The organism is Mycobacterium sp. THU-M104 (assembly GCF_049197365.1).
GTDB lineage: Bacteria > Actinomycetota > Actinomycetes > Mycobacteriales > Mycobacteriaceae > Mycobacterium.
On the sequence record NZ_JBMIOP010000034.1, the window covers coordinates 1 to 11,282 of the forward strand.

Consider the following 11,282-nt stretch of genomic DNA (forward strand, 5'->3'; position numbering starts at 1 on the left):
GGTTCTCGATACCCGTCAGCGTGTAGGCCACCCCACCGATCGCCGTCATTGCCACCATCGCACAGGCGCCGATGATCAACTGGGACAACCGCACCCGCCGCCGCGGCCGCGTGATGGGCTCGTCGAGCATGTTGAGGCGCATCGACCAGCCCGCGGGGCCGTCCTCGTCGTAGGCCTCGGGCGTGTACGGCAACCGCACGTCGCCCGGGTAGTCGGTTTGCGACCAGGCCAATTCGCGGTCCGTCATGGCCTCATCGTCGATCACCAGAACGTCGCCGCACCCCAGGTCCACGACTTCGCAGGCGTCCGCCGCGGCAGCGAGCAGGCCAACGGACGTGCGCGTGCGAAAGTCGAGTTCCGCACCGCGAGACGCCAGCATCAACGCACCGCACGCCGCCGCGAAGGCGGGCTGCGAGGGCGACACGACCGGCCTGTGGGAGTGCACCGAAAGACGTTCCGTGACAAGCGGAATGCTTGCTGCGCCACCGATGGTCACCACCGCCGAAAGGTCCGCCCAGCTCCTGTTGTTGCGAACCAGCATGTCATCGAGCGCATAGATCAACCCCGTCAGGCGATCCTGTATGAGGTCGCCCAGCTCCTCGCGTGTCAGCCGCATGGTGCACCGGCGTCCGCCGAGCTCGGCGGCGATCTCGGTCACCGTCTCGGTGGACAGTGCCTCCTTGGCCGCGCGGCACTGCTCCCGGAGCCGACCCAGCTGACCCACCGCGGTGGCGCTGGCCGGGTCCACACCGCTGCCGTGCCCGAGTTCCTCGAATACCTGCAGCAACAACGCCCGGTCGATCTCGTCACCGGAGAACTCCGGGAAACGCATGGTGGGGCTGACCGGCTCGAACTCATCGCCGAGGTTCATCAGCGTGGCTGAGGTACCACTGGCGCCGAAGTCGAGCAATCCGACCACCCCGGTTGCCCCGAAACACAATTCGGCGTTCGCCGCGGTCAACGCCGCGACGGCGTCGGACACCACGCGCGGCGCCATGCCGCTTCGGACGAAGCCCACATGGGTCCGCAGGCCGTTGCGCAGCGCCTGCACGGTCGCCGGTTTCCAATGCGAAGGAACGGCGATCGAGATCTCCGACGACGACGCGTCTGCACCGGCGGCCAGCACCATCGCGTCCAGCGCCTCGACCATGAGCAGGTCCGGATCGTGCGCCGAGCCGTCCGCGGACACCAGCGCCACCGAGTCACCGATGCGCTCGACAAATCCGCTCATCAGCACGCCGGCCTCGCTCAGTGGCGGAGCCTCAACGGGCAGACCGATTTTCGGCGCGCAGTGCGGATACAGCGTCAGCACGGCACGCCGCGAAAGCGGCGGGCTTCCGTTACACGCGGCGACCAGGTTCGTGGTCCCGATCGACAACCCGACTGGGTCGTACATAAAGCGAACACCTTCGGCTGCAGGGGTCGATGGCCAGCGCTAACCCTAGCCGTAGACACGCCCAAAGACGATGGCTTGCAACGTCATTGGTATACGTGCGATGCCATTGTGTCACCGAAGTGGTACCGCAGACCCCTTGACAAGTCCCCCCGGTCGGGGTTCACACCACGGTGAGGGGCAGCGAGCGCCTCGGCTGGAACTCGAACGTCGATCCGCCGCTGACCTTGGCCACCGAGACCTCCGGCAGCTCGTCGGCGGGGGTGTCGCCGGCGACGAACTCCGCCGTCCACTCGGTGACCGTGCCGCTCACCCGGACCCGCAGCCGCGGATCGATGGCGGTGGCGATCGCCTGCAGCGGCTGCACGGACTCCGGTGAACACAGCGCGATCCAGGCGCGGTCGTCATGGGCCGGCGACGGCCGCACCGAAAGCCCGTCCCCCCGTGTCTGCGCCAGCACGTAGCCGGCGGGGTTGAGCAGGGGATGCAGCTCGAGCACCCGCAGGGTTCCTTCGGCACCGCCGGGGAGTCGCAGCGCACGGTGAATACGCTCGGCGGCCAGCCCGGCGATGCCGACCAGGCCGCGGGTGCACACGTCGACCGCCTGGGCATCGTCGCTCGCCCGTGCACGCACCGCGAGGGCGAAGGACAGGTACAGCAGGTGCATCTGCACGCACACCTCGTCGGCGATGCGCACCAGCGCCGAGTGCGAGAAGGCGCCGAAGTCCAGGTCGGCCAGCACCGGCCCCGTGTAGTCGGCCAGCCCCTCGTCGGCGGGATCGATCGCCGCCAGTTCCCAGATGGCGGCGTTGGTCTGGCGAACAACGTCCAGGGCCGGGATGGCCCGTGCCTCGGGATGAGAGTCATCGATGACGACGGTCCACGCGCAGTGCGGATGCCGGTCCGCCGGCTGCCGCGGCGGCCGATGGAGGGGCCGGACCTGCGCGCGCGGGTTGGTCGCCACCGCGGTGGCGTCGAACGTCGGGTCCTCGATCGTGTGGCAAATACCGAAGACGTACTTCTCGCCCATCGGCTCCACGTCGAGCAGCGCACCGCAGTGGTCGAGGTGGAATTCGCCGTGCCAGCGGTCGTGGATCGTGTAGCGGAAGTCCATGAACTGCGGCGGGGCCCCGATGTCGAGCTGCAGACCCTTGAAGATGGTGGGCACGTCGTTGCCCTCGTAGCCCAGCGCCCGCTGCATGCGCCTGGTGTAGAGGGGGCTGGCACCCGCCCACTCCTCGATCGCGATCTGCACCATTTCGTCGCGGCCGAAGGCGTTGATGCACCAGGCCATGCCGGAACGGTCGATCAGCTGCCCGATCAGCAGCAGTTCGGGGACCAGGACGGCCAGTTCCTGACGGGACAGCTGCGCGTACCGGGAGCGATGCACCGACCAAAAATAGACTCGACTATGTTATATAGTCAACAATGTCGATTTCCGCAGGTCAGAAGTCAGGCCACTCGGCGAATCCCACGCGGCGCACCAGCGCACCGCGCAAGCGCGGCGACGATACCCGGGCGAGGATCATCGACGAGACGGTCCGCTGCATCGTCGAGGAGGGTTTCGCCGCGGCGACAGCCAAGCACGTGGCCGAACGCGCGGGCGTGACGTGGGGGGTCATCCAATACCACTTCGGGGACCGCAACGGCCTGCTGATGGCCGTCGTCGACGACGGGGTCGCCAGACTGATCGACAGCCTGTCGTCGGCCGACGTCAGCGACCTGCCGCTGAACGAGCGCATCGAAGTCGTCGTCGACACGGCATGGGCCTGCTACAGCAGCCCCACCTCGACGGCGGCCCTGGAGATTCTTCGGGCCACCCGTGGCGGCCCGGACGCGGCCTCGCGGCACCACCTGCTCGAGATGAACTCCGCGATCGCTCGGCTCGGCCGGCTGATCACCGACGACCCCGCCGACGACGGCGTGGCCGAGGTGATCTGGGCGGCGCTACGGGGTGTGGTCCTGGTGCAGATGATCATCGGCGCACCGGTCGACTGGCGCGCCGAGCGGCGCGCGCTGGTCGACATGGTGACGCATTACCTGCAACGCTCGGGCGGTGGTGCATCCGATGTGCTGGAATGACCTGATGATCCCCCAAGAGCTCGCCGACACCGAAGCCGTCAAGCAGGTCAAATACCGATATCTGCGTGCGCTGGACACCAAGCGCTGGGACGACTTCGCCGACACCCTGGCCGACGACGTGATCGGCGACTACGGGTCGTCGGTCGGCGCGGAGCACCACTTCACCAACCGCGTCGACCTGGTGAACTACATGCGCAAATCCCTTGGGCCGGCGGTGATCACCGAACACCGGGTGACCCATCCCGAGATCACCGTGTCCGGCGACGAGGCGTCGGGCACCTGGTACCTGCAGGACCGGGTCATCGTGGCCGACTTCAACTTCATGCTTATCGGTGCGGCTTTCTACCACGACACCTACCGGCGCACCGACGAAGGCTGGAAGATCAGCGCCACCGGCTACGAGCGCACCTACGAGGCGACGATGTCGTTGGCGGGCTTGGACTTCAAGCTCGCCCCCGGTCGCGCCCTGGACTGATCACAAGGCCAGACTGATCACAGGCGCTGCGGCGCTACTTGCCGATCGCGATCACCGCGCCGGGCCGCAGCCAGCGGATGACCTGCACCAGTGTCGCGTCGTCGATCGCCACGCAGCCCGCGGTGGGGCCACCGTCGGTGGTGTGGAAGAAGAACGCCGCCCCGCCGCCGGGAGTCTTGTTCTTGTTGACGCCCATGACGACGGCGTGCTTGTACTGCGGGATGTTCAGGTTCTCGCTCTCGGCTGTGCTGAACGGGCACTGCGACTTCTGGCAGACCTGCATCGAGTTGAAGGTGGGGCTGTGGTCGTCGCCGCTCCACCAGTAATTGGGTCCGACGACCTGCGTGTACGGCAGCCCCCCACCGGGATTCGGCGCGGTACCGAAGGCCGAGTCCAAGGTGTAGACGCCCATCGGAGTGGCCGGCACGCCGCTTTTGGCCTGCGGTGCCATCCCCGCCGAACCGACGTGGGTTCCGATCCCGTTCCGCAGCGGCTGCCATCCGGCGGTGGTGCGCTGATAGATGTCCATCTGCGCCGTGGAACCTCCGGTGCTCACCACCGACACCACCTGGGTGGCATTGCCGACCGCTTTCGCGAACCAGGGGTCGGTGGCGGCACCACCGCTCGGGGCGAGCCACAGCGACCCGAACACCGTGCACGCCGCAGCACACAGCACAGCCAACAGGCGCATGCCACCCATCGTCGGGGCACGCAAACCGCGTCGTCAAGTAAAAGTTGAGCCCCGTTTGGATCACGGTCGCGTGATCCGGGCGCCGCGAGTCCGTCCCCGGCCGCACGGGTCATACTGGCGTCATGGCGGTGTTCATCCGGATGTTGTTCGGCACCGGCGAGCTGTTCGGCGACGGGTTCCGCGGCGCACAGTCACGGCACCACGAACCGGCCGTCCCGGCCGAATGCATCGTCCGGGCCGGTGGCGTCACCTGCAGCCCATGACCGACGGGGCGTTCAGCGCGCACGAACGGAGGGCGGTGTACCGGGTGATCTCGGAGCGGCGGGACATGCGCCGCTTCACCCGTGGCGGCGTGGTGCCCGAAGAAGTGCTGGTGCGTTTGCTGCAGGCCGCCCACGCCGCGCCCAGCGTCGGGCTGATGCAGCCCTGGCGCTTCGTCCGCATCACCGACGACTCCCTGCGGCGCCGCATCCATGCGCTCGTCGACGAGGAGCGCACGCTGACCGCCGCCGCCCTGGGCGAGCGGGGTGGGGAATTCCTCGAGCTGAAGGTCGAGGGCATCCTCGACTGCGCCGAATTGTTCGTCGTGGCACTGTGCGAGGACCGGGAACGACACGTGTTCGGCCGCCGGACCCTGCCGCAGATGGACCTTGCTTCGGTGGCCTGCGCCATCCAGAACCTGTGGCTGGCCGCCCGGTCCGAAGGCCTCGGCCTGGGGTGGGTGTCCCTGTTCGATCCGCAACGGTTGGCGGACCTCCTGACAATGCCCGCCGGGGCCGAGCCGGTTGCCATCCTTTGCCTGGGCCCGGTGCCGGAGTTCCCCGATCGGCCCGCCCTGGAACTGGACGGCTGGGCCTTCGCGCGACCGTTGTCGGAGTTCGTCAGCGAGAATCACTGGGATCGGCTGGCCGCCGACTCACCGAAAACCCACTGAGCGAATCCGTTTCGGCGGTTTGCCGACGCAGGCCGCAGGCTCGGTGCCGGGCAGGGGGTATCGTCGCCGACGGAACGCAACCAGAAGGGGCGGCACACACGTGGCGGACGGGCAGCGCGACAACGTCCTGATCGTGCACTGTCACGATCTCGGACGCCAACTGGGCGCTTACGGACACCGCGACGTCTCCAGCCCACGACTGGACCGGCTTGCCGCCGAAGGCATCCTTTTCACCCGGGCCCATGCCACCGCGCCGCAGTGCTCGCCGTCGCGAGGTTCACTGTTCACGGGTCGCTACCCGCAGACGAACGGACTCGCGGGCCTGGCCCACCACGGCTGGGAGTACCGGTCCGGGGTCCGCACACTTCCGCAGATCCTGGCCGGATTCGGCTGGCGCTCAGCACTGTTCGGCATGCAGCACGAAACTTCGCACCCGCGACGGCTGGGCTTCGACGAGGTCGACGTGTCGGACCCCTACTGCGACCACGTGGTGGAACGGGCCGGGCAATGGCTACGACACCAGGCCGAAAGCGCTGCGGCCCAACCCTTCCTACTGACCGCCGGCTTTTTCGAAGCGCACCGCCCCTACCCGGCCGACCGCTACCCGCCAGCCGACCCGGATACCGTGGACCCGCCCGGCTACCTGCCCGACACCCCCGAGGTCCGCGGCGACGTCGCCGCCTTCCATGGGGCCATCGCCGTGGCCGACGCCGCGGCCGGACGACTGCTGGACGACTTGGCCGAGAGCGGCCTCGACGAGCGCACCTGGGTGGTGTTCTTCACCGACCACGGCCCCGCCTTCCCTCGGGCGAAATCGACGCTCTACGACGCCGGAACCGGCATCGCGATGATCGTGCGCCCACCCACCGGGCGCGTCACGGGTCCCCGCGTCTACGACGAATTGTTCAGCGGCGTCGACCTGGTGCCGACGCTGCTGGGCCTGCTGGGTCTCGACGTTCCCGACGACGTCGACGGCCTGTCACACGCGGCGGCCTTGCTCGCGCCGGACCCGCCCACTACACCGGTCCGGGACCATGTGTTCACCAGCAAGACCTATCACGACTCGTTCGACCCGATCCGCGCGATCCGCACCAAGGACCACAGCTACATCGAGAACTACGCGCCCCGGCCACTGGTCGACCTGCCGCTGGACATCAAGGAGAGCCCGTCGGGAGCGGCGTTCGCGGCGTTCGTTGCGGGTGCGCGTCCCGAGCGCGAACTCTATGACCTGCGCAGCGACCCCGCCGAGACCACCGACCTGCTGTCCGGCGACTTTGGCGAAGTCGAGACCATCGCAGCCGAATTGGCGCTGCGCCTCAACGATTGGCGCCAGCAGACCGGAGACGTGATCCCCTCCGACTTCGCCGGAAAACTCGTGATGATGCGCAGGCTCGAGGCGTCCCGACAGCGATGTCCGCTCCCACCACCTCGTATCTGATCGTGGCCACCCAGCGCACCGGCAGCACCATGCTGATGGAGTCGCTGCGCGCGACGGGCTGCGCCGGGGACCCGCACGAGTTCTTCCAGTACCTACCCGGCACCGGCAGGGCACCGCAGCCGCGCGAGTGGTTTGCCGGCGTCACCGACGAGTCGATCCTGCAACTGCTCGATCCACTGGTCCCCGGTGTCCCCGACGTCACGCCGCCGGTCGCCTGGCGTGAAAACATCCGAAGATCCGGTCGCACACCCAACGGTGTCTGGGGCGGCAAGCTGATGTGGAACCAGGCCGAACAATTGCTCCGGCGCGCAGCGCTGCTGCCGGACCGCTCCGGTGACGGCCTGTGCTCGGCGATCCGTGATGTGATCGGAAGCGAGCCCGTGTACGTGCACCTGCACCGGCCCGACGTGGTGTCGCAGGCGGTCTCCTTCTGGCGCGCCGCGCAGACCCAGGTGTGGCAGGGCCGTGCAGACCCCGAGCGCGACGCGCGCGCTGTCTATCACGCCGGCGCCGTCGCCCACGTGATAGGAATCCTGCGCGAGCAGCAGAACGGCTGGCGCACGTGGTTTGCCGAAGAGAATATCGAGTACATCGACTTCGCGTATCCGATGCTGTGGCGCAACCTGACATCCGTTGTCGGCGACATCCTGGAGGCACTGGGGCAGGATCGGCGGCATGCGCACGCGCCGATCACCGAACGCCAGGCCGACGTGCGATCCGACGAGTGGGTCGACCGTTACCGGGGTGAGGCGCCCCGGCTGGGACTACCCACCTGAGCGGCGCGCGGCCCCGACCTCGGCGACGATGAACACCCGGCGGAACGGGAAGACGGTGATGCCGTCGGCCCGGGCCGGATAGGCGTCGTCCAGCAGCGGTATCAGTTCCCGGCGGAAATGCTCCCAGTCCTGGTCGCCGAGCCGCTCGCGCACCGGGACCAGCACGGTGCCGGTGATCCACTCCAGCACCGGATGCTCACCGGTGAGCTGGTGCAGGTAGGTGGTCTCCCAGACGTCGACCTCGCAGCCGGCATCCAGCAGCAGGTTCGCGTAGTGCGTCGGCGGCTGGACCACAGCCCCGACACGAAACGGAATGTCGCGCAACGCCTTTGCGTACGGCTCACGTCGCGCCAACGTCCGCACCACCGCATGCGACGGCGACTCGAAGTTGCCGGGCATCTGGACGCCGATCCAGGATCCAGGCGCCAGTTCCGTGACCCAGCGCATCATCAGATCGGCGTGCTCGGGCACCCAGTGCAGGGCGGCGTTGCTGATCACCACATCGGTGTCGGGCCGGGGTCTCCAGTCGCGCAGATCACCGACGGTGGCGTCGATGCCGCGTTCACGCGCCGCGGTGACCATCTCCGGCGAGCTGTCGATCGCCTCGATCACCGCGGCCGGCCAGCGTCTGGCCAGATGGGCCGTCAGGCTTCCCGGTCCGCACCCGAGATCGACCACACGGCGTGCGCGTTCGGGCCCGACCCGGGCGAGCAGGTCGTAGAACGGGCGGCCGCGGTGGTCGGCGAAAGCCAGGTAGACGTCGGGATCCCACATACCGGTCCTCCTGAGTCTCGCTCGTCGGCCTTCGGCAAACCGTATTACCGTACGCCGTTTCCGCGCGTCCCCGGAGGGGGCGGATACCATCGGCGGTTGTGACATCCGACACGGCCCCGGCCGATCCCCCCCACCCCGGTCCGGATGGGCCGGGCGCCTTGGAGGGTGCGGACGTGCCGGCCGGTGCCGCGGTACTGCCGCCCCTTTCGGCGCTCTCTCCGCGTGAGCGCTTGGTGGTCAAGTCCTCGGCTCTCGGCGATCTCGCCCTGCGCACCTGGGTCGCGTCCCTGCTGGCCGCCACCGCGGGGCCGGTGGCGGTCTCCGCCGCGGTGCGCCGGGCCGAGTCCCACGACGAACGCGCCAACCTGAGCTTCTATGCCGCGCTGGCCGCCGAACGAGACCCGGCGAAGTCGTTCCCGGCGCCCACCGGGGTGCCCCGCGTCCGGTCGCACCCGGGGCACTCGGTCGCCGAACGGATCGCCGGCGGCACGGTCGAGGACATCGCGTTCCCCAGCAGCTTCACCGCAATCAACCCGAGTATGCGCGCTCGGTGGAATACGTTGCACACCAACAACATCGTGCGCGCGCAGCACTGGCGCCACCATGACGGGCCGCGTCCCACACTGTGCGTGATCCACGGCTTCATGGGCTCTTCGTACCTGGCCAACGGGCGGTTCTTCTCACTGCCGTGGTATCACCGGGCCGGCTACGACGTGCTGATGTACACGCTGCCGTTTCACGGCAAACGGCGCGGACGGTTCTCGCCGTTCAGCGGTTTCGGCTATTTCTCGAGTGGGCTCGGCGGCTTCGCCGAGGCGATGGCCCAGGCCGTGCATGACTTCCGTTCCATCCTCGGCTACCTGCGACACACCGGCGTGGACCGCATCGCGCTGACCGGCATCTCGCTGGGCGGGTACACCTGCGCGCTGGTCGCCTCCGTCGACGACCGACTCGAAGCCGTCATCCCCAACTGCCCGGTCGTCACCCCCGCGACGATGTTCGAAACCTGGTTCCCGGCAAACAAACTCGTCGGGTTGGGGCTGCGCCTGTCGGGCATCGGCAGCGACGAGCTCGCGGCGGGCCTGGCGTATCACTGCCCGTTGAACTACCGACCGCTGGTGCCCAGGGACCGTCGCATGCTCATCACCGGCCTCGGTGACCGGATGGCGCCGCCGGAGCAGGCCGTGATGCTGTGGGAGCACTGGGACCGCTGCGCGCTGCACTGGTTCCCGGGCAGTCACGTCCTGCACGTGAACCAGCTGGACTATCTGCGCCGGATGACGCGTTTTCTGCGGCCAGTGATGTTCTAGCCGTTCTCGCCCGTTCTCGCCCGTCGACGTCATCCACAGTCCGGGCTTTGTCCACAGGTTCGGCTTGGCGCGACTCTCCCCGTCACACATCCGCGCTAGATTCGAACACATGTGCGATGTCCGGGTGTCGGAAGCGGCGTCGTTGCGCGACGCCGACGATGCGGTGGTCGTGGACGCCATCGGTACCGCCGCGCACGCCGAGGCGGTGGCGGCGGCCCGTCGGCTGGCTGCCGTCGCCGAGTTCGTGTCCCGCCACGCCGGCGGCGACACCACGCGTGCCCACTGGTCGTGCGACAACTGGGACGCGCTGGCCGCTGAGGTGGCCGCCGTCCAGGGCATCAGCCACGCCATGGCGTCGGGGCAGATGTATCTCGGCATGGCGCTGCGCGAGCGCCTGCCGAAGGTGGGGGCCCTGTTCGCCGACGGTCTGATCGGCGCCCGGCTGGCCTCGACGATCGTGTGGCACACCGACCTGATCAAGGACCCCGAGATCCTGGCATTGGTCGATGCCACCCTGGCCGCCGACGCGGCCCGGTTCGGGCCGATGTCGGTGTCCAAGACCGCCCAGGCCATCGACGCCGTCGTCGACCGGCATGATCCCGCGGCGTTGCGGCGCATCCGCGCCGGCGCCCGCGGCCGCGACGTGGTGATCACCCCTCCGGAAGACCAGTCGGGCATCGCGAGCCTGTGGGGAGCCATGTTCGCCACCGACGCGGCCGTGCTCGAGCGTCGGCTCTCACAGCTCGCCCACGGCGTCTGCGCCGACGACCCGCGCACCGTCGCCCAGCGCCGCGCCGACGCCCTGGGCGCCCTGGCCGCCGGCGCCGAGCGGCTGGCCTGTGACTGCGGCAACGATCAGTGCCCGGCCGCCGGGCCCGACGCACGGGCCACCGCCGTGGTCATCCACGTGCTGGCCGATGCGGCGGCGCTCGACACACCACCCGACCCGCACCTGTCCGGCGAAGTGGCGCCGCCGCCCCTCACCGCGCAGACAACCCTGGCCGAGGCGCTGGCCCAGGATCCCGAACCCGACGTACCGGCCGGCCCCAGGCCGCCCGCCGCCCTCATCGCCGGTGGCGCGGTACTGCCGGCTCCGGTCCTGGCCGAGCTGATCCGCCGCGGCGCGCAGGTCCGGCCGGTGCGTCATCCCGGCGTCGGCCCGCCCGAGCCGGGTTACCGCCCGTCCGCCGCGCTGCAGCGGTTCATCCGCTGCCGGGACCTGACCTGCCGGTTCCCCGGCTGCGATCGGCCCGCCGAATTTGCCGAGATCGACCACACGATTCCCTACCCGCTCGGGCCGACGCACCCGTCCAACCTCAAATGCCTTTGCACAAAACATCATTTGCTGAAAACTTTTTGGACGGGCTGGCGCGATCGGCAGCACCCCGACGGGGTCATCGTGTGGACCT

General features: G+C 68.9%; 12 protein-coding genes. 8 read left to right on the forward strand and 4 right to left on the reverse strand.

All coding sequences use genetic code 11. The annotated features are described in order from the left end of the window. Positions 1–1,396 (reverse strand): Hsp70 family protein (locus ACOJVU_RS03245; protein ID WP_421528459.1); only part of this gene is annotated, 1,396 nt, incomplete at its 3' end. Positions 1,397–1,556: 160 nt separating this feature from the next. Then, positions 1,557–2,783 (reverse strand): hypothetical protein, encoded by a 1,227-nt coding sequence (locus ACOJVU_RS03250; RefSeq protein ID WP_421528460.1) that lies wholly within the window; start codon positions 2,781–2,783, stop codon positions 1,557–1,559. A 38-nt stretch (positions 2,784–2,821) separates the two neighbouring features. Between ACOJVU_RS03250 and ACOJVU_RS03255 the strand changes: the two genes are divergently transcribed. Both ACOJVU_RS03255 and ACOJVU_RS03260 read left to right on the forward strand, forming a co-directional pair. Further along, the gene (locus tag ACOJVU_RS03255) at positions 2,822–3,475 is read left to right on the forward strand and encodes a TetR/AcrR family transcriptional regulator (protein WP_421528461.1); all 654 of its coding nucleotides are present in this window, start codon (positions 2,822–2,824) and stop codon (positions 3,473–3,475) included. Further along, on the forward strand, positions 3,462–3,950 hold the full coding sequence (locus tag ACOJVU_RS03260; RefSeq protein WP_421528462.1) for a nuclear transport factor 2 family protein: 489 nt from the start codon (positions 3,462–3,464) through the stop codon (positions 3,948–3,950). Before ACOJVU_RS03255 ends, ACOJVU_RS03260 begins: the two co-directional genes overlap by 14 nt. A 34-nt stretch (positions 3,951–3,984) precedes the next feature. On the opposite strand, the gene ACOJVU_RS03265 is transcribed toward ACOJVU_RS03260, so the two are convergent. Beyond that, entirely contained in the window at positions 3,985–4,650 is a 666-nt protein-coding gene (locus ACOJVU_RS03265; RefSeq protein WP_421528463.1) for a L,D-transpeptidase family protein, read from the reverse strand. Positions 4,651–4,763: 113 nt separating this feature from the next. Here ACOJVU_RS03265 and ACOJVU_RS03270 point away from each other — a divergent pair, with 113 nt between their 5' ends. The 4 genes from ACOJVU_RS03270 to stf0 all read left to right on the forward strand — a co-directional run bounded on the left by ACOJVU_RS03270 (position 4,764) and on the right by stf0 (position 7,789). Next, positions 4,764–4,904: a hypothetical protein gene (locus ACOJVU_RS03270; protein ID WP_421528464.1), complete on the forward strand. Its 141-nt coding sequence runs from the start codon at positions 4,764–4,766 to the stop codon at positions 4,902–4,904. After that, entirely contained in the window at positions 4,901–5,575 is a 675-nt protein-coding gene (bluB, locus tag ACOJVU_RS03275) for a 5,6-dimethylbenzimidazole synthase (RefSeq protein WP_421528465.1), read from the forward strand. Before ACOJVU_RS03270 ends, bluB begins: the two co-directional genes overlap by 4 nt. 100 nt (positions 5,576–5,675) lie before the next feature. After that, positions 5,676–7,013: a sulfatase gene (locus tag ACOJVU_RS03280; RefSeq protein WP_421528466.1), complete on the forward strand. Its 1,338-nt coding sequence runs from the start codon at positions 5,676–5,678 to the stop codon at positions 7,011–7,013. Then, positions 6,986–7,789, forward strand: coding sequence for a trehalose 2-sulfotransferase (gene stf0, locus ACOJVU_RS03285; protein WP_421528467.1), 804 nt, complete (start codon positions 6,986–6,988; stop codon positions 7,787–7,789). Before ACOJVU_RS03280 ends, stf0 begins: the two co-directional genes overlap by 28 nt. On the opposite strand, the gene ACOJVU_RS03290 is transcribed toward stf0, so the two are convergent. Then, positions 7,778–8,563 (reverse strand): trans-aconitate 2-methyltransferase, encoded by a 786-nt coding sequence (locus ACOJVU_RS03290; protein ID WP_421528468.1) that lies wholly within the window; start codon positions 8,561–8,563, stop codon positions 7,778–7,780. The genes stf0 and ACOJVU_RS03290 overlap by 12 nt on opposite strands. A 98-nt stretch (positions 8,564–8,661) precedes the next feature. Between ACOJVU_RS03290 and ACOJVU_RS03295 the strand changes: the two genes are divergently transcribed. Both ACOJVU_RS03295 and ACOJVU_RS03300 read left to right on the forward strand, forming a co-directional pair. Continuing rightward, positions 8,662–9,873: an alpha/beta hydrolase family protein gene (locus ACOJVU_RS03295; RefSeq protein ID WP_421528469.1), complete on the forward strand. Its 1,212-nt coding sequence runs from the start codon at positions 8,662–8,664 to the stop codon at positions 9,871–9,873. Positions 9,874–9,982: 109 nt separating this feature from the next. Further along, on the forward strand, positions 9,983–11,282 hold a 1,300-nt coding region (locus ACOJVU_RS03300), incomplete at its 3' end, for a DUF222 domain-containing protein (protein ID WP_421528470.1).